Source organism: Pseudaestuariivita sp., from assembly GCF_052825805.1.
Map to the genome: position 1 here is coordinate 142195 of NZ_JBRBVB010000001.1, position 18061 is coordinate 160255.

An 18061-nucleotide genomic window follows, 5' to 3' on the forward strand; every position below is an offset into this window, starting at 1 on the left:
GCTGCGTCCTCGCCATCAGGCGCGGTCGTCCTTGGGAGAGCCCATCACCACGTAGGACGTGATCGCGTGGACTTGCGGGAGGGTGCCGAGCACCTCGGTGTGAAAGAGCTTGTAGGCCGCGAGATCTGCCACCTCCACCCGCAAGAGGTACTCCACCGCGCCGGTGATGTTGTGGCACTCGACCACCTCCGGCGCGCGGCGCATCGCCTTTTCGAACGCCTCCTGCGCGGCCTTGGTGTGCAGGTTGAGGCCGACGGTGATGTAGGCCAGAAACCCCAGCCCGAGCTTGTCGCGGTTCAGCACCGCCCGAAAGCCCTGCAGCACACCCGACCGTTCCAGCTCTTGCACGCGGCGCAGGCACGCCGAGGGGGAGAGCCCCACACGGTCCGCCAGCGCGAGGTTGCTGATCCGCCCATCGGACGACAGCACGCGCAATATATGTTGGTCGATGTCGTCAAGAGCGCTCATAAGTTGCGAGGCTACGCGATCTGCGCTGCAATTCGCAACCAATGGCCGCCAGAGACCTGCCAGATTGCGCGCATGATGTTTGAGCTGTTCTGGCCGCTGGCCTCCTTCGCCTTTGTCTCGTCGATCACGCCGGGGCCGAACAACCTGATGCTGATGGCGTCGGGTGCCAACTTCGGCTTCCGCCGGACCATTCCGCACATGCTGGGCGTGGGCCTTGGGTTCGTGTTCATGGTGCTGCTGGTCGGCGCAGGGCTGGTGCAGGTCTTTGACCGGTTTCCGGCGAGCTACGCGGCACTGGCGGCGGGGTCCGTCCTCTACCTGTTGTGGCTGGCGTGGAAGATCGCGCGTGCCGCGGCGCCCGAGGGCGCAGAGAGCGACGGGCGGCCGTTCACCTTTCTGCAGGCGGCGGCGTTCCAGTGGGTGAACCCCAAGGCGTGGACGATGGCGGTCACTGCGATCACGCTTTATGCGCCGGACCGCAGCCTGGCGGCGATTGCGCTGGTGGGGCTCATCTTTGGCGCGATCAACCTGCCGTCGGTGTCGTCCTGGACGCTGCTTGGCCAGCAGATGCAGCGCGTGCTGACCTCGGACTGGCGACGCGTGGCGTTCAACTGGACGATGGCAGCGCTGCTCGTCGCGTCGCTCTGGCCGACCGTTGCGCCGTGGCTGACGCCCCCGAGCTAGTTGCACAAGCCCGCGCGCGTCGTCATATACCCCGTCAACACGATGCGCAGGACCCCATGACCCAGTATTTGGATTTCGAAAAGCCGCTCGCAGAGATCGAAGGCAAGGCCGAGGAGCTGCGCGCGCTCGCGCGGGAAAACGCCGAGATGGACGTTGAGGCCGAGGCCGAAGCGCTGGACGGCAAGGCGTTCGAGATGCTCAAGGAGCTCTATGGCAAGCTAACGCCCTGGCGGAAGTGCCAGGTCGCGCGCCATCCCGAGCGCCCGCACACGCGCGATTATATCGACGCACTTTTTACCGAGTTCACCCCGCTCGCCGGCGACCGCAACTTTGCCGACGATCACGCGGTGATGGGTGGGCTGGCGCGGCTCGAGGGGCGTCCGGTGATGGTGATCGGCCACGAAAAGGGCAACGACACCAAGAGCCGGATCGAGCGCAATTTCGGCATGGCGCGCCCCGAAGGTTACCGCAAGGCGATCCGGCTGATGCAGATGGCGGACCGGTTCGGACTGCCGGTGATCACGCTTGTCGACACGCCCGGCGCCTACCCCGGCAAGGGCGCCGAGGAGCGCGGCCAGTCCGAGGCCATCGCGCGCTCGACCGAGGCGTGCCTGACTATCGGCGTGCCGCTGATCACAGTGGTGATCGGCGAGGGCGGCTCCGGCGGGGCGGTGGCGTTCGCGACGGCCAACGAGGTCGCGATGCTCGAGCACTCGGTCTATTCGGTGATCTCGCCGGAGGGCTGCGCGTCGATCCTGTGGAAGGACGCCGAGAAGATGCGCGAGGCCGCCGAGGCGCTGCGCCTGACCGCGCAGGATCTCAAGCAGCTGGGCGTGTGTGATCGGATCATCTCCGAGCCACTCGGGGGTGCACACCGCGATCCGGGCGCGACCATGGCCTCCGTGGGCAAGGCGCTGGCGGAGATGGTTGACGGGCTGGCTGGCAAGGATCGCAAGAAGCTGATCGCGAGCCGGCGGCGCAAGTATCTGGACCTCGGCAGCAAGGGGCTGGCGGCCTGATCTGCCGGCCCGCCGGGCGTCAGCCGTGCGCGGCGCGGCTGTCCGCGGGCGCCTCGTCGCGGTCGAACATGCCGTAGTCACGGATGACGCCCGCGATACGGAGGTGATAGCCGGCAAACATCACCTCGCGCCCTGCCTTTTGCGCACCGCGGTGCTCTGGCAGGTTGCGCCAGGCGTCGAGCGCGGCCTCGTTTTCCCAAAAGGACAGCGACAGAAGCTTGCCGGGCGTGGTGAGGCTCTGAAACCGCTCGACGGAGATAAAGCCCGGCACCGCCTCGGCGAGCGGGCGCATCTTGGCCGCCATGTCGAGGTAGCCGTCCACCTTGCCCTCGCCGGGCTGCACTTCGAATATCACAGCGATCATCGCGGGCTCCCCTCGGTGGCTGGCTGGCGCAGTGTTCGCGAGCCAAGGCGGGATGGCAAGCGTAACGCGGCCTTTCGGCGTAAAGGCGGTAAAGCCAGTTTACCGCATCCGTAAGACCAGTTAAGCGAGCGTCATGGTGATCCCCGTGGACTCTCTGATGCTGGACCCGGCGTCCAAGGGCACGCTGCAGGCGCGCATCCAGCAGATGGTCGCGCAGGGCATCCTGTCCGGGCGGTTCCGCCGGGGAGAGAAGCTGCCCTCGTCGCGCAAGCTGGCGGCGCATCTGGGCGTCAGCCGGATCACTGTGACGCTGGCCTACAACGAGCTTTTGGCGAACGACTACCTGACCTCCAAGGGGCGGTCAGGCTATTTCGTGTCCGAGAACGCGCCGGACCCGCCCGCCTTTGCGCAGACGACGGCGGCGCCGGACACGATCGACTGGCAGGGCGCGCTGGGGCGGCGTTTCACCGGCGGGGCGACCCCGCAAAAGCCGCAAAACTGGCAGGCGTTCACCTATTCGTTCATCTACGGGCAGACCGATCCGTCGCTCTTTGACCACGCCAACTGGCGGCAATGTGCGATGCAGGCGCTCGGCGTGCGCAACTTTGCGGCGATGACGACCGATTATTACGACCAGGACGACCCGGAGCTGGTGCAGTTCGTGCTGCGCCACACGCTGCCGCGGCGGGGAATCCTGGCCAGCCCCGACCAGGTGCTGATCACGCTTGGCGCGCAGAACGCGCTTTGGCTCGCAACGCAGGTGCTGCTGACGCCGGACCGTCCGTCGGTGATCGAGGACCCGTCGTATTTCGCCCTGCGCGATATCCTGCGGCAGGCGGGCGCGCGGGTGACGCCTGTTCCGGTAGATCGCGACGGGCTGCCGCCTGACCAGATCCCGGACGGGACCAAGCTGATCTTTACCACGCCCAGCCACCATTGCCCGACCTCGGCGACGATGCCTGTCGAGCGGCGGCAGACGCTCCTCGAGCGGGCGCGCGATCTCGGCGCGCTGGTGATCGAGGACGATTACGAGTTCGAGATGGCCTTCCTCCACCCGCCCTCGCCCGCACTGAAATCGCTCGACGACGAAGGGCGCGTGATCCATGTCGGCTCGTTCTCCAAATCGCTCTTTCCCGGGCTGAGGCTGGGCTATCTGGTGGGCTCCGCGCCCTTTATCGCCGAGGCGCGGGCGCTGCGCGCGAGCATCCTGCGCCACCCTCCCGGCCTGATCCAGCGCACGGCGGCGCAGTTCCTGAGCCTTGGCCACTACGACGCGCTGATCCGCAAGATGGCGCGGGTCTATCACGCCCGCCGCCGCGTGATGGAGGAGGCGATTGCCGAGCACGGGCTGACCATCGCAGGGACGGCAGCGCATGGCGGCTCGTCCTTCTGGATGCGCGCGCCCGGCAGCCTCGACACACGCGAGCTGGCACAGACGCTGGCGCAGCAGGACGTGCTGATCGAGCCGGGCGCGCCCTTCTTTGACGGGCCCGAGCAGCCGGGCCAGTACTACCGGATCGCCTATTCCTCGATCCCCGAAGACCGGATCCCCGAGGGGATCGCGCGGATCGGGCGGGCGATCGAGGCGCACACATCTTGAGCGTCCGGCGGCGCGCGGTCCCGCGCACCCGCAATTCTTTGTGGAAGCCGGGGCGCGAGAACGCTACCCTATGCGGCGATGGAGGCCGGGAGACGGTCTCTGACGATCTGGGAGGATAAAAATGACATTTCTTAAGTCCCTCGCCGCAGGCGTGGTCGCGACGTCCGTGACCTTTGCCGGTGGCGCGATGGCGCAAGACGCCGACTACGTGCTCAACACCGCCTCGACGGGCGGCACCTATCACCCCGTGGGCACAGCGATCTCGACGTTGACCAAGGTCAAGCTGCTGCCGAAACAGAAGTTCTCGCTGACCGCCGTCAACTCGGCAGGCTCGGGCGCCAACGTGCAGGCGCTGGGTGCCGGCACGGCGGATTTCGCCATCCTTCAGGGCCTCTTCGGCTCCTACGCCGCGACGGGCACCGGCCCGGTGACGGAGCCGCAGGAGAACCTGCGCTCGGTCACGATGCTCTGGCAGAACGTCGAGCAGTTCGTGCTGTCGAATGACCTTGTTGACACCGGCACCGTGTCGGACCTGATGGCCGCCAAGGGCCAGCCGATGGCGATGGGCCGTCAGAACTCCGGCACGATCGGCTCGAACCGCGTGCTGATGTCTGGCCTCGGCGTGGACATGGACAGCGACTACGAGCTGGTCTTTGCGGGCTACGGCCCGTCCGCGGACGCGATGGCCAACGGCCAGGCGGTGGGCGGCGGCTTCCCGGCAGGCCCCCCGACCGGCGCGATCACGCGTCTGATGGCGTCGAACGGCGATGACTTCACCCTGCTCAACGTCACCGAAGAGCAGCTGGCCGCGATGGACGGCGGGCGCAACCTCTGGGTGCCGTACACCATCGAAGCAGGCACCTACCCTGGCCAGGACGAGGACGTGATGACCATCGCGCAGCCGAACTTCCTCGCCGTGAACGCCTCGGTGGATGAAGAGCACGTCTACCAGGTGACCAAGACGATGTACGAGAACCTGCCGTTCCTGCAGGCGATCCACCCCGCGACCAAGGCGATGGCGGTGGAAAAGGCGATGGCCGGTCTGCCAGTGCCGCTGCACCCGGGTGCTGCGCGCTACTACAAGGAAGTGGGTCTGGAGATCCCTGAGCGCCTGATGGCCGAGTAAAGCAGCGTGTCCTCCCGGTAGGCGCTTGCCGCCGGGAGGCATCTGCATCGGGCCATCCGGGTAGCTGCGCCAGAGACGGCGCGCGCGGTGGCTCCGCGACCTTTGAGCGGCGCGCTTTATCCCTGCAACCGGCGCGCGCCGCTCGTTCTGTATCAAGAGCTTGGACGAAGAGCCGCCGCGTGGGGGCGCGTCGTCTCTGGCGCGGCGGCTTCGCCTTGTCCCGCGCCGGGGCTCCTGCCCATAGGCACTGCCCGGACGGATCAATGACTCAAAACCCCGACCTCCCAGACGGCATCCCCGAAGACGTGGCCGCCATGATGGCCGCGCGGCGCGAACGCTGGCTGACGCTCGACGGCGTGACCGAAAGCCCGCTGCGCCTGGCCATCGCCGCGCTCGCCATCGCCTTTGGCGCCTGGCACGTGCTGACCAACGTCTACCTGACCGAGCCGGGCATGTGGCAGAACGCGATCCACTTTGCAGGGTTCGCATTCTTTGCCAGCGTGATCTACTCGCCCTGGGGCAAGGCGGCGGATACGCCGCGCGGGATCGCCGTCGACATCGCCTACGGGCTGCTGGTCGCGTTGTCCGCATTGTGGATCGCGGGGGCTGAGACCGGGCTTTATGAACGTACGCTCGCGCAGACCGGCCTCTCTTGGCAATTCCGCACGATGGACGTGATCGCCGGGCTGGTGCTGATCTTTGCCGCTTTGGACCTGTCGAAACGTGTTTCGGGCTGGGTGATCCCGATCCTCATCATCATCTCGCTCAGCTACATCCTGTTTCTCGGCAGCTACTTGCCCGGCGTCTTTCGCGCGGCGGCACTGCCGGCCAACGACGTGCTCTTTCGCACGCTCTTCAACGACGAAGGGATGTTCGGCATCCTCGCGACGATCTCCTCGACCAACATTACGCTCTTTATGATCTTTGGCGGATTTCTCGTCGCCTCGGGCGCCGCTGACTTTGTCATCGAGCTATCCAAGGTCGTGGCCGGGCGCATCCGCGGCGGTGCCGCCTTTGTCGCCGTGCTCTCGAGCGCCCTCACAGGCACGATCAGCGGCTCGGCCATCGCCAACACGGCCTCGACCGGCGTGATCACGATCCCTTTGATGAAGTCCAACGGGTTTCGCCCCAAGTTTGCGGCCGGCGTCGAGGCAGCCGCCTCCACCGGCGGGCAGCTCATGCCGCCGATCATGGGCGCGGGCGCCTTTGTCATGGCCTCCTACACCTCGATCCCCTACGCGACGATCGTGACCGTCTCGATTGTACCGGCGTTCCTCTATTTCCTGTCGGTGGCGTTCATCGTGCGCATCGAGGCGATCAAGCACAACGTCGGCGAGGGCATCAGCCTTGAGGTCGACCGGGGGAAGATGCTGTCGGGCGGGCTCGCCTTCGTGCTGCCGCTGGCGGTGATGATCTGGCTTCTGATGTCCGGCGTGACCCCGTCCTACGCGGCGAGTTGGGCCATCGCGACGCTGATCGTTGTCAGCTGGGGTGCGACGCTTCTGAGCAAGCTCGTCGGCACCGGCACATTCGCACCGGTCAACATGGGGCCCTCCAAGATCGCCGAAGCGACCATGATGGGCATCCGCTCGTCGATCCTGACGGGCGTGCTGCTGGTGGCCATCGGGATCATGAACAATGCCATCGTGACCTCGGGCGTGGGCAACGGGTTTTCGCTGATGATCGCGCAGTGGTCGCAGGGCTCGCTGGTGCTCGCGATCCTGCTGATCGGGCTGGCGTCGCTGGTGCTCGGCATGGGGCTGCCGGTGACCGCCGCCTACATCATCCTAGCCATTCTTACCGCTCCCGCGCTGGCGGGCATCCTCGCGGATGGCATCATCGTGCAGGCGTTGATGGACGGGCTGACGGACCCGGTGCAGTCGGCGATGTTCATGCTGGTCGACTCGCCGCACGCGCTCAAAGTGGCCGAAGGGATGACGCGGGAGGAGGCGGTGGCGCTCATGCGCGCGATCCCCTTCGAACTGGCCGTGACAATCCGCCCTGTGCTCGTCGACCCGGCGCTGCAGGCGACATTCCTGCTGACCGCGCATCTGATCATCTTCTGGCTGAGCCAGGACAGCAACGTTACGCCGCCCGTCTGCCTTGCCGCCTTTGCCGCCGCTGGCATTGCGGGTTCCAAGCCCATGGCGACCGGCTTTCAATCGTGGAAGATCGCAAAGGGCCTCTACATCGTGCCGCTCATGTTCGCCTACACACCGCTGATCTCAGGCAGCTTCGCCGAGGTGCTGCAAATCGGCGTGTTCGGCCTCTTTGGCATCTACGCCACCAACGCGCTCATTCAGATGTACGCCGAGGGTCCACTCAAGGCGTGGCACTATCCGCTGCTGATCTGCGGGGCGGTGGGCAGCTACTGGGCGCTGAACTGGACGGCCAACCTGATCGGGGCGGCGCTGGTGCTGGCGGTGATCGTGCTCTCGCGCCGGGGGATGGGTGCGAGCACCCATCCTACAAAGTCCGCCACTCCGTAGGATGGGTGCTTGCACCCATCCCACCCGTCTGACGCAGCGGCGCGCTTGCCCCCGCATCGCCCGCGTGATCGGGTGCGCCAAACTCAGGAGTGCCCCATGAAAGAAGCCGTCATCGTCTCCGCCGCCCGCACGGGTCTCGCCAAGTCCTTCCGGGGCTCGCTCAACCAGACCCACGGCGCCACCATGGGCGCGCATGCGGTCAAGGCCGCCGTCGACCGAGCAGGCATCGATACGGGCCAGATCGAAGACGTGATCATCGGCTGCGGCTTCCCCGAGGGCGTGACCGGCCAGAATGTCGCCCGCCAGATCGCATTGCGCGCGGGACTGCCCGACACGGCCTGCGGCATGACGGTCAACCGCTACTGCTCGTCCGGCCTGCAATCCATCGCGCTCGCCGCGCAGCAGATCACGTCCGAGGGCGCGGGCCCGATGGTCGCTGGGGGTGTCGAGAGCATCTCGATGGTCAAGCCCGACGTCTCCGCCTACCAGGAGCCGTGGCTCGCCGAGCACCGGCCCGAAGCCTACATGCAGATGATCGACACGGCGGACCTCGTCGCCGAGCGTTATGGCGTCAGCCGGGAGGCGCAGGACGCCTACGGTCTGCGCTCCCAGCAGCGCATTGCGGCGGCGCAGGAGGCCGGGCTCTTTGCGGACGAGATCGTGCCGATGGACACGGTCATGGCGGTCAAGGACAAGGAGAGCGGCGAGGTCTCGATGCACGAGGTCACGCTCACCCGCGACGAGTGCAACCGCCCGAATACCACTCTCGACGGGCTTGCCTCGCTCGAGCCGGTGCGTGGGGACGGCAAGTACATCACCGCAGGCAATGCCTCGCAGCTCTCCGATGGCGCGGCGGCCGTCGTCCTGATGGAAGCCGCGGAAGCAGAGAAGGCCGGCCTCACGCCTATGGGTGCCTTCAAGGGCTTTGCCGTCGCAGGCTGCGGGCCAGAAGAGATGGGCATCGGCCCGGTCTTTGCGGTCCCGCGCCTCCTTGATCGCCATGGCCTGACCGTGGACGACATCGACCTTTGGGAGATCAACGAAGCCTTCGCCTCCCAGGCGCTTTACTGCCGCGACCGGCTGGGGATCGATGACGAGGTCTGCAACGTGAACGGCGGCTCGATCGCGATCGGCCACCCCTTCGGCATGACCGGCGCGCGGATGGTCGGCCACCTGCTGCGCGAGGGACACCGGCGCGGCGCCAAACGTGGCGTCGTCACCATGTGCATCGGCGGCGGCATGGGCGCGGCGGGGCTTTTCGAGATTTACTGACGGGGTGAGCTTAGGTCTGGTTCATTTCGCTTAAGTCATAGCACACGCGTGACGGGAACCGTCAGGCCGCGCCGTCCCGCCCCCATGGGGCGGCGCGATGCGCCACCCCGCGGGCCGGCGCGTGCACATCTGTTTGAATTTGATGGGGCTCACTTCTGTAAACTATTGTTCGGCGTTCAGCCCTTTGACTGCCCAGCCAAAACGTCAGGCGCATCGAGTAAAGCCGCGATCGTGTGCGGCTCGGCGCGTTTCAGGCGGCGGTTGGGACGGCCTTCGGAAAGCGCCTTCAAGTCGTGCAGGATCATGTCGCCGATGGGGTGACGCCCACCCGGCACAGCGGCGGCGCGGTGCGGGGAGAGGATCACGTTCGGCGTGCTGCGCAGAGGGTGGTCCGCGGGGATCGGCTCGGGCTCGAAGACGTCGGTGGCAAAGCGGATGTGGCCGGCTTCGGCGGCCTGCCGGGCGGCCTCGAGGTCGATCAGATGCGCGCGGCTGATGGCGATGAGCACGCCACCCTTGGGCATCTGGGCGATGGCATCTGCGTTCACGAGGTGCCTGTTCTCGGCGGTCGGAGAGGCGGCGATCACGACGGCGCGAGCTTCGCGGATGAGGTCGTGGAGCGGCAGGAGCGCGATGTCTGCCTCCTTGAGCCACGGGTCATGCGCGATGATCTCGCAGCCGAAGGGCGCGAGGAGCTTGGCCGTGGCGCGGGCGATGGCGCCGTAGCCGACAAAGCCGATCCTGGCGCCGCGCAGGGTGAAGTCCGTGGCGTCACAATCGTCCACCCAGTCTCCGCCACCTGCGCGCATCTTTTCGTGCTGGGCGACGATGCCCCGCCCTGAGGCGATGAGCAGGCCAAGCACCATTTCGGCAACCGCATCCTGAAAGCCGGGAGCGCAGGAGAGTGGCTCGACACCGCGCGCGAAGCAGGCGTCGTAATCGACCGCGTCGCGGAAGCTGCCGGAGACTTCGATCACGGCCTTGAGGTTTTTGGCGTTTGCAAGGTCTTCGGCCGACAGCTCGGGATGAGCCGCGATGTAGGCGAAGGCTTCGGGCAGAGCGTCTACGATTTCCGACCGGGAGAGGCCAGCATCGGTTGCGCCGACCAACCGATAGGTTGCTTGCAGCTCGGCAAGCGCATCAGGCGAAAAGAGCTCGTCCATCCGGCGGAAGCCGGGGTCGAGGATGACAGTGGGCTTCACCGGGTCAGCCGCATTTGGAGTGACCGCAGGCGGTGCAGGTCATGCAGCCTTCGGACATGACCATCGCGTATTGGCCGCAGTTCGGGCACGCCGCGCCGCGGCCTCCCTCGAGGTTCACGACCTGCGCTTGGGGGTCGGTCTTGAGGCCCATCCCCTCCCCCTCGAGGAAGCCGGTGGCGATCATGTGCCGCTCGATCACGCCGCCGATTGCCGCAAGGATCGAGGGGATGTACTTGCCCTGCACCCAGGCGCCACCGCGCGGATCGAACACAGCCTTGAGCTCTTCGACCACGAAGGTCACGTCGCCCCCGCGCCGGAACACCGCCGAGATCATTCGCGTGAGTGCGACCGTCCAGGCAAAATGCTCCATGTTCTTGGAGTTGATGAAGACCTCGAAGGGCCGGCGCTGGCTGCCCTGCACGATGTCGTTGATCGTGATGTATATGGCGTGCTCGCTGTCGGGCCATTTCAGCTTGTAGGTCTGCCCCTCGAGCTCGTTCGGCCGGTCGAGCGGTTCGGAGATGTAGACGACGTCGCCGTGGGGCTGTTGCGGCGGCGTTGGCTGCGTGGTGGCGACTTCGGGATTATGGATATTTTTAGCCAGAAGAAGCTGGGATGGATCAATCTGAAGGGCCGTTGCGATTTTCTCAATCGTGTCGATCCTAGGCTTTTGATTGGTACCGTTGACGATGTCGTAAATCGATGTGAAGTGCACCCCGCTTTTCTCCGCGAGTTCTCGCACACCGACACCCGTTTCCTTCAAAAGCTCGCTTAGGCGCGCACCAAGTGACAAAGCTTTTTTTGGTTCCTCAGCCACACTCAGCACAGACCCCGTCACCGCGTTCGGACGGTACGTCGTGCAGCCTTTGCAGCCCTGGTCCCAGGCGGCCATGTAGACGTCCTGGAAGGCGTCGAAAGAGATGTCTTCGGGGCAGTTGATCGTCTTGGAGATCGAGCTATCCACCCACTTTTGTGCCGCCGCCTGCATCTTGACGTGGTCCTGCGGGGCCAGCGTTTGCGCGTTGACGAAGTGGTCCGGCAGGAGCGCGTCGCCGTGGAGGTCGCGCCACATCTGGACGGCGTAGTCGACGACTTCCTCTTCGGTGCGTGAGCCGTCTTTTTGCAGTACCTTGCGGGTGTAGGCGTAGGCAAAGACGGGCTCGATCCCCGACGACACGTTGCCCGCGTAGAGCGAGATCGTGCCGGTGGGTGCGATGGAGGTGAGGAGCGCGTTGCGGATGCCATGCTCGGCGATGGCGGCGCGTATGTCGGCGTCCATGGCGCGCATCGTGCCGGAGGCGAGGTATTTTTCCGCGTCAAAGAGGGGGAAGGCGCCTTTTTCCTTGGCCAGCTCAACGGAGGCGAGGTAGGCGGCGCGCGCGATTTGGTGCAGCCAGTCTTCGGTTTGTTGCGCGGCGTCGTCGGAGCCGTAGCGAAGGCCAAGCATCAAAAGCGCGTCCGCAAGGCCGGTCACGCCGAGGCCGATGCGCCGCTTGGCTTGCGCTTCGGCTTCTTGGGCTAGCAGGGGGAAGCGGGAAGCGTCGACGGTGTTGTCCATCATGCGCACGGCGGTGGCGACGAGGTCGGCGAGGGCTTTGGCATCCAGCCGGGCGGCGTCGGTGAAGGGATCGGTGACCAGCCGCGCGAGGTTGATCGAGCCGAGGAGGCACGCGCCGTAGGGCGGCAAGGGCTGCTCGCCACAGGGGTTCGTCGCCGCGATGGTCTCGGCGTATTGCAGATTGTTGGCGGCGTTGATGCGGTCGATGAAGATCACGCCCGGCTCGGCGTAATCATAGGTCGCGCGCATGATCTGGTTCCAGAGGTCGCGCGCCTCAACGGTCTTGTAGACTTTCCCGTCAAAGACGAGGTCCCAGGAGCTGCCCGCCTTGACCGCCTCCATGAACGGGTCGGTGACGAGCACGCTGACGTTGAACATGCGCAGGCGGGCGGCGTCGGACTTGGCGGTGATGAAGTCCTCAATGTCCGGGTGATCACATCGCATCGTCGCCATCATCGCGCCGCGGCGGGAGCCTGCTGACATGATCGTGCGGCACATCGCATCCCAGACATCCATAAAGCTGAGCGGGCCGGAGGCGTCTGCCGCGACGCCTTTGACGTCGGCGCCCTTGGGGCGGATGGTGGAGAAGTCGTAGCCGATCCCCCCGCCCTGCTGCATGGTGAGCGCCGCCTCCTTGAGGCCGTCGAAGATGCCGCCCATGTTGTCGGGGATCGTGCCCATGACGAAGCAGTTGAAGAGCGTGACCTTGCGCCCGGTGCCGGCGCCTGCGGTGATGCGGCCAGCGGGGAGGTACTTGAAGCCCTCGAGGGCGTCGTAGAACTTCGCCTCCCACGCGTCCGCGTCCTGTTCGACGGAGGCAAGCGCGCGGGCGATGCGCCGCCACGTGTCCTCGACGGACTGGTCGACGGGGGTGCCGTCCGCCTCCTTGAGGCGGTATTTCATGTCCCAGATTTGCTCGGCGATGGGGGCAGCGAACGCGGTCATGGCGAATCCTTTCGGGCGGCAGGCGTAGAGCCTATCAAACGGGGTCAGAGCGCTCCACTGCGGTCTTTTGACACCACAGGTTGCAGCCAACCCTCGGACGGATACACTATATAGCACATCGTGTGGAGGAATCTGTGGGTAAGTTGCATCTGATCAAGCTCAGCGTCGGCTCGGAGAGCGTGGCGGACGTGCAGCGCTGGTTCAACAGCCCCGAATGCCGCGCGCGGCATGGGCTGGGACAGCCGTGTCATATCACCCGCATGTGGCCAAAGCGCGAGGCGGAGTTGCTCGACGGCGGCTCGATCTACTGGGTGATCAAGGGGGTCTTGCAGGCGCGCACGCGTCTTCTCGGGTTCGAGGAGGTGACTGGCGCGGACGGGATCCGGCGCTGCGCGATGCTGATCGACCCCAAGGTGGTGCGGACGGAGACGGCGCTTAAACGCCCCTTTCAGGGGTGGCGGTATCTCAAGGACGAGGATGCGCCTGCGGATCTCGCGCCCCACCGCGCGGAGGAGGATGCCTTGCCGGTTGCCTTGTCAGCGGCACTCGCGGAGATCGGCGTCAGGTAGGATGGGTGAAATCACCCATCCTACGTTTGGGTCAGGCCCAGCTTTTCGGTCAGTTCTTGAAGGGTGAACCTCTCGCCCGCGCCGTAGTGCGCGACCTGGCTTTGCCAAAGCGTCGCCTGGCTTTGGAGCACCATCCCGTCGGACAGAATTTTAAGGTGGTTGGCCTCAAGTGTCGCGCCGGTGGAGGTGATGTCGGCGATCATCTCGGCGGTGAGGTTGGCAACGGTCCCCTCGGTCGCGCCTTGGCTGTCGACCAACGCGTAGTCGGCCACGCCTGCCTGCGTCAGGAATTCGCGCACGAGCCGGTGGTACTTTGTCGCGATGCGCAGACGGTGGCCGTGCTGGGTGCGAAAGGCGGCGGCGACCGCGTCGAGATCGTCGAGCGTGTCGACGTCGTGCCAGCAGGCAGGGACCGCCAGGATCAGATCGGCATGACCAAAGCCAAGCTCGACCAGCGCCGTCACTTGCGTCGCCCGCAACGGAAGGCGTTCATGGACGAGGTCGGTGCCGGTCACGCCCAGATGCAGCCGTCCTGCCGCCAGCTCGCGCGGGATTTCACCCGCCGAGAGGAGCACAAGGTCCACTCCGTCGATCCCCTCCACTGCGCCCGCGTATTCGCGGTCCGAACCCGAGCGGGAAAGGCCCACGCCGTGGTCCGCGAACCAGTCAAACGTCTTCTCCATCAGCCGGCCCTTGGACGGCACGCCGAGCTTGATCATGTGCGCGCTCCTCTGAGGGCCATGAGGAGGTCCGGGCGCAGCACGCCGCCGACCGCCGGGATCGCCTGACCGCCGCCGAGGCGCGCGGTGAGGGCGTCGTAGCGCCCGCCGGTGGCGACGGGGGGCTGGCCGGGGTCTGCGCCATGGAAGCCGAAGACGAAGCCGCCGTAATACTCCATCGAAGTGCGGCCATAGCTGGCCTCGAAGTCGAGGGTGTCGGGCGCAATGCCGCGGGCGTCGAGTGCCGCCAGACGCAGACCCAAACCCGCGACGGCGGGGGCAATCGTCGGAAGGTCGCGTGCGATGTCCTCGAGGCGCGCAAGGGAGGCATCGGCGCAGCCGCGCACCCCGAGAAGCGCATCGAGCAGGTCGGTTTCCCCCTGGGAGATCGGCGGCAACGCAGCATCCGCCCGCAAGGCGTCGATGCGCGTCTGAATCTCCCGCGCAGACCGAAGACCGATGTGTGGAGCGGTCGAGGTGGTCTCCTGCGACAGCAGCGCTTGGCGGGTCTCCGGCACCGGCGTCCGCCCGGCGAACCGGTCGAGCAGCGCGCGAAACCTGTGTGGTCGCCAGACGTGCCGCATGAGCGCCGCGCGCCGCGCGGGGGATGTGTCCAGCCCGGCGACCGCCGCCGGGAGAATGCCGATGTCGCCTGTGATCGCCGTGAGGCCGAGCCCCTCCAACTGGCGGTAAAAGAGGGCAAAGACCTCGGCGTCGGCCTCTTCCGGGGCCTCCCGCGCAAAAAGCTCGTAGCCGACCTGCACATATTCATGCGCGCGCGACGGGTCCTGATCCTGACGCCGAAAGACCTGCCCGGCATAGGCGTAGCGCGCGGGCTCGGCGCCGCCAGACATATGCTGCTCGACCACCGGCACGGTGAAGTCCGGGCGCAGCATCTGCTCGCCCCGTGACGCGTCCTGCGTGACGTAGGCCCGGCCCCGGATGTCCTCGCCGTAAAGGTCGAGCAAGGTCTCTGCAGGCAGCAGGATCGGCGCCGAAACCTCGACTGCGCCCGCGTCGAGAAAGCCCCGGAGCAGGCGCTCCGTCTCAGCCCTGAGTGCCGCGTCCGCGTCCCGCGTGTCAGCCATCGGCCTGCCGTGCGCGCATGGCCTGTACCTCTGCGACAAGATCGGCGCGCGCCACTTCGATCTGGCTGGGGCGATCCTTCCACTCTTCGAGGGTGGCGGTCTCGGCGATGCGGGCGCCCTGGATCAAGTCCTTGAGCTGCACCTTGCCTGCCTCCGCCTCGTCCGCGCCCTGGATCACCGCGATCGGGGAGCCGCGCTTGTCGGCGTATTTGAGCTGGTTGCCAAAGTTCTTAGGGTTGCCGAGGTAGACCTCCGCCCGGATGCCCGCCTGGCGCAGCTCGCCCACCATCGCCTGGTAGTCGGCCATGCGCGCGCGGTCCATGACGGTCACGACGACGGGGCCTTCGGCGACCTCGCTCGTCTGCCCTTTCATCCGGAGCGCGGCAAGGAGGCGGTCGACGCCGATGGAGACGCCGGTGGCTGGCACCTCCTGCCCGGTGAAGCGCTTGACGAGGTCGTCGTAGCGCCCGCCCCCGGCGACGGAGCCGAACTGGCGCGGGCGGCCTTTCTCGTCCTGGATTTCAAAGGTCAGCTCCGCCTCGTAGACCGGGCCGGTGTAGTAGCCGAGGCCGCGCACGACCGACGGGTCGATGACGATGCGGTCGGGGCCGTAGCCTTGGGCGTCGAGCAACGCTGCGATGGTTTCGAGCTCTTCGACACCTTTTTCACCGACGTCCGAACCTTGCGCCAAGTCTCGGAGCGCGGCGACGGTTTCGGCGCCGGTCTCGCGCCCTGCGGACATGAAGCCCATGACCACGTCCGCCTGCGTGTCATCCAAACCTGCGCCCTTGGTGAAGTCGCCGCTTTCGTCCTTGCGACCAGCGCCAAGCAATGCGCGCACACCCTCGGGGCCAAGCCGGTCGAGTTTGTCGATGGCGCGCAGGACGATGCCGCGTTCGGCCTCCTTGTCGTCTCCCGAAAGGCCGGCGACCTCGAGCACGCCGTTGAGGACTTTGCGGTTGTTGACGCGCACGATGTAGTCGCCGCGGGCGATGCCGACGGCCTCGAGAGTGTCCGACAGCATGGCGCAGATCTCGGCGTCGGCGGCGACGGACGGCGCACCCACAGTGTCCGCATCACATTGATAGAACTGGCGGAAACGGCCCGGGCCGGGCTTTTCGTTGCGCCAGACGGGTCCCATCGCGTAGCGGCGGTAGGGCGTGGGCAGATCGTTGCGGTGCTGGGCGTAGACGCGCGCGAGCGGCGCGGTCAGGTCATAGCGCAGCGCGACCCAGCCACTGTCGTCCAGCTCCCAGGCAAAGACGCCCTCGTTGGGGCGGTCCACGTCGGGGAGGAACTTGCCCAGCGCCTCGACCGTCTCGACGCCGCTCGTCTCAAGGGGGTCGAAGCCGTAGCGATGGTACACCTCGGCGATCCGCGCCAGCATCTCGGTCCGGTCCGACACGTCACTGCCGAAGTAGTCGCGGAACCCTTTGGGCGTTTCCGCCTTGGGGCGCGGGGCTTTCTTGACCTTGGCCATGGGTGTGGTTCTTCCGTGGTTTGGCGCGCATTTGGCTGCGCGCCTCGTCTAGCGGGATGGCAGGCGACGGGCAAGGCAGGCTTGCCATTGGCGCCGCAGCACGGCAACAGGTGCGGCATGCCAGACCTCACCGCCTTGCAAGAACAGATCGCGCACCTCGAACGCCAGTCCGAGGAGCTGTCGGACGTCGTGGCAGGCCAGGCGCAGGAGATCGCGCGGCTGACGCGGCAGGTTGCGATGCTGATGGAGCGCGAGGCACAGCGGGAGGCAGATGCCGGTGCGGCGGTGGTGCTGGGCGACGAGCGCCCGCCGCATTACTGATGGGCCAGATCTCCGCAGTTCAGCGGCGCACCTTGTCCTTTTCCACGACCTCACCGCCGTGCAGCAGGATGTTGGCCCAGAGCTCGGACCCTTCGAACCGCTCGTAGGTCGAGATAAAGACCGTGTCTTTTGCCAGTTGGTCCATGCGCCCGCCGCAGGGCACACGGTCGCGCACGCGGCAGACGCGGCGCTTGACCTGCTCATAGGCGGTGTCGGTGTCGGAGTAGGGCTGCACCTTGTCGGGCTGGCCGTAGCGGATCAGCTCGTGCATCTGCGGCGTGCCGAACATGGCAAGCGAGGCGGTGAACTTGCGCGCGCAATTGTCGGAAAAGCCGGTGATGTAGTGCGGACGCGGGCCGGTCTGGGACGGTTTGGAATCGTAGAGGCGGTAGACGGGACGGCGCTGCGGGTAGCGCGCGAGTTCCTTGCCCATCTGGCGTTTGGTGACATCGCACACACGCACGATCTCGCCGAAACTTACGGGGGTTCCGTATTCCACCAAACGGCCGTCGACGGCGCCCGGATCGATGCGCGCGGTGCGCGGGCCAAAGAGGCCGCCAAGGCCGCCCTGCGGCGCGGCGAATTGCGGCTCGGGGTCCTGTGCGGAGGCGACGGGGATCGGAACGGCGGTGTCCGGGACAGCCTTGGGGCGCGGGGCGGAGCCACCGCGCAAGAGGCGCGAGAAAAGGCCCTGCCGCGGCGCAGCTGCAGGGGCCATTGCGACGTCCGGGGCTGCTGCGGCAGAGGCGATCTCAGTCGGAGCTTCGTCGGTTTCCGGCGCTTCGGTGGCCTCTTGCGCGGCGTCATTCCCAGCGACGGAGGCGACAACGGCGTCGACTTCTGGATCTGCGGCGGGAGAGGTAGGAGCCGCTTCGGCAGGTGCGCCGCGTCCGCGGAGCAGGCCAAAGAGGCCCGGGGCGCGGGTGCGCTCGGCCTGCGCTTCGACGGCGGGGGCGGCGGCTTGCTCGGCCTGCACATCAACATCCTCGAACCGCTGCACATCGCGGAGCGGATCGCCGCAGGCCACCGTCAGCGCCAGCGCGGCGCAGCAGAGCGTCCATTTGCCAGGTCTGTGCCGCATCTCTGCCTCCTCCTGGCATATGTATCAGCGCATCACGCGGTGTTACAGGATGTTTCGGGACGAGGTCCAGAGTGCG

Annotated in this window: 16 protein-coding genes; 8 read left to right on the forward strand and 8 right to left on the reverse strand. The window is 66.6% G+C overall.

The window, feature by feature from the left end; all coding sequences use genetic code 11:
- Positions 1 to 15: 15 nt before the first annotated feature.
- The gene (locus tag ACU0B3_RS00720; RefSeq protein WP_446258884.1) at positions 16 to 468 is read right to left on the reverse strand and encodes an Lrp/AsnC family transcriptional regulator; all 453 of its coding nucleotides are present in this window, start codon (positions 466 to 468) and stop codon (positions 16 to 18) included.
- Positions 469 to 540: 72 nt separating this feature from the next.
- Here ACU0B3_RS00720 and ACU0B3_RS00725 point away from each other — a divergent pair, with 72 nt between their 5' ends.
- A complete protein-coding gene (locus tag ACU0B3_RS00725) occupies positions 541 to 1152 on the forward strand; it encodes a LysE family translocator (protein WP_446258885.1) in 612 nt (203 codons plus the stop codon).
- A 56-nt stretch (positions 1153 to 1208) separates the two neighbouring features.
- Positions 1209 to 2171 carry an acetyl-CoA carboxylase carboxyltransferase subunit alpha gene (locus ACU0B3_RS00730; RefSeq protein ID WP_446258886.1) on the forward strand — a complete coding sequence of 321 codons (963 nt, stop codon included), beginning with the start codon at positions 1209 to 1211 and terminating at the stop codon, positions 2169 to 2171.
- Between the two features lie 19 nt (positions 2172 to 2190).
- Here the strand turns inward: ACU0B3_RS00730 and ACU0B3_RS00735 are convergent, their stop codons facing one another.
- Positions 2191 to 2535, reverse strand: a complete 345-nt coding sequence (locus tag ACU0B3_RS00735) for an antibiotic biosynthesis monooxygenase family protein (RefSeq protein ID WP_446258887.1) — start codon at positions 2533 to 2535, stop codon at positions 2191 to 2193.
- Between the two features lie 133 nt (positions 2536 to 2668).
- Between ACU0B3_RS00735 and pdxR the strand changes: the two genes are divergently transcribed.
- From pdxR to ACU0B3_RS00755, 4 genes are all read left to right on the forward strand, one after another.
- Positions 2669 to 4135 carry a MocR-like pyridoxine biosynthesis transcription factor PdxR gene (gene pdxR / locus ACU0B3_RS00740; RefSeq protein ID WP_446258888.1) on the forward strand — a complete coding sequence of 489 codons (1467 nt, stop codon included), beginning with the start codon at positions 2669 to 2671 and terminating at the stop codon, positions 4133 to 4135.
- A gap of 121 nt (positions 4136 to 4256) precedes the next feature.
- Positions 4257 to 5261 (forward strand): TAXI family TRAP transporter solute-binding subunit, encoded by a 1005-nt coding sequence (locus tag ACU0B3_RS00745; protein ID WP_446258889.1) that lies wholly within the window; start codon positions 4257 to 4259, stop codon positions 5259 to 5261.
- Positions 5262 to 5524: 263 nt separating this feature from the next.
- Entirely contained in the window at positions 5525 to 7750 is a 2226-nt protein-coding gene (locus ACU0B3_RS00750) for a TRAP transporter permease (protein ID WP_446258890.1), read from the forward strand.
- 96 nt (positions 7751 to 7846) lie between these two features.
- Positions 7847 to 9022 (forward strand): acetyl-CoA C-acyltransferase, encoded by a 1176-nt coding sequence (locus ACU0B3_RS00755; protein ID WP_446258891.1) that lies wholly within the window; start codon positions 7847 to 7849, stop codon positions 9020 to 9022.
- 176 nt (positions 9023 to 9198) lie between these two features.
- On the opposite strand, the gene ACU0B3_RS00760 is transcribed toward ACU0B3_RS00755, so the two are convergent.
- Together ACU0B3_RS00760 and ACU0B3_RS00765 are read right to left on the reverse strand one after the other, a co-directional pair.
- Positions 9199 to 10224 carry an NAD(P)-dependent oxidoreductase gene (locus tag ACU0B3_RS00760; RefSeq protein WP_446258892.1) on the reverse strand — a complete coding sequence of 342 codons (1026 nt, stop codon included), beginning with the start codon at positions 10222 to 10224 and terminating at the stop codon, positions 9199 to 9201.
- A gap of 4 nt (positions 10225 to 10228) precedes the next feature.
- The gene (locus tag ACU0B3_RS00765; protein WP_446258893.1) at positions 10229 to 12727 is read right to left on the reverse strand and encodes an adenosylcobalamin-dependent ribonucleoside-diphosphate reductase; all 2499 of its coding nucleotides are present in this window, start codon (positions 12725 to 12727) and stop codon (positions 10229 to 10231) included.
- A 134-nt stretch (positions 12728 to 12861) separates the two neighbouring features.
- Between ACU0B3_RS00765 and ACU0B3_RS00770 the strand changes: the two genes are divergently transcribed.
- Positions 12862 to 13296 carry a DUF1489 family protein gene (locus tag ACU0B3_RS00770; protein WP_446258894.1) on the forward strand — a complete coding sequence of 145 codons (435 nt, stop codon included), beginning with the start codon at positions 12862 to 12864 and terminating at the stop codon, positions 13294 to 13296.
- A gap of 20 nt (positions 13297 to 13316) precedes the next feature.
- On the opposite strand, the gene hisG is transcribed toward ACU0B3_RS00770, so the two are convergent.
- From hisG to hisS, 3 genes are read right to left on the reverse strand one after another with little or no spacing between them, the layout of a single operon-like run.
- A complete protein-coding gene (gene hisG / locus ACU0B3_RS00775) occupies positions 13317 to 14015 on the reverse strand; it encodes an ATP phosphoribosyltransferase (RefSeq protein ID WP_446258895.1) in 699 nt (232 codons plus the stop codon).
- Complete coding sequence (locus ACU0B3_RS00780; protein WP_446258896.1) at positions 14012 to 15103, reverse strand: ATP phosphoribosyltransferase regulatory subunit; 1092 nt, start codon at positions 15101 to 15103, stop codon at positions 14012 to 14014. Before ACU0B3_RS00780 ends, hisG begins: the two co-directional genes overlap by 4 nt.
- Entirely contained in the window at positions 15096 to 16583 is a 1488-nt protein-coding gene (gene hisS, locus ACU0B3_RS00785) for a histidine--tRNA ligase (protein WP_446258897.1), read from the reverse strand. Before hisS ends, ACU0B3_RS00780 begins: the two co-directional genes overlap by 8 nt.
- Before the next feature lie 117 nt (positions 16584 to 16700).
- Between hisS and ACU0B3_RS00790 the strand changes: the two genes are divergently transcribed.
- On the forward strand, positions 16701 to 16904 hold the full coding sequence (locus tag ACU0B3_RS00790) for a SlyX family protein (protein ID WP_446258898.1): 204 nt from the start codon (positions 16701 to 16703) through the stop codon (positions 16902 to 16904).
- 19 nt (positions 16905 to 16923) lie between these two features.
- Here the strand turns inward: ACU0B3_RS00790 and ACU0B3_RS00795 are convergent, their stop codons facing one another.
- Positions 16924 to 17985, reverse strand: coding sequence for a hypothetical protein (locus ACU0B3_RS00795; protein WP_446258899.1), 1062 nt, complete (start codon positions 17983 to 17985; stop codon positions 16924 to 16926).
- Positions 17986 to 18061 lie beyond the last annotated feature (76 nt).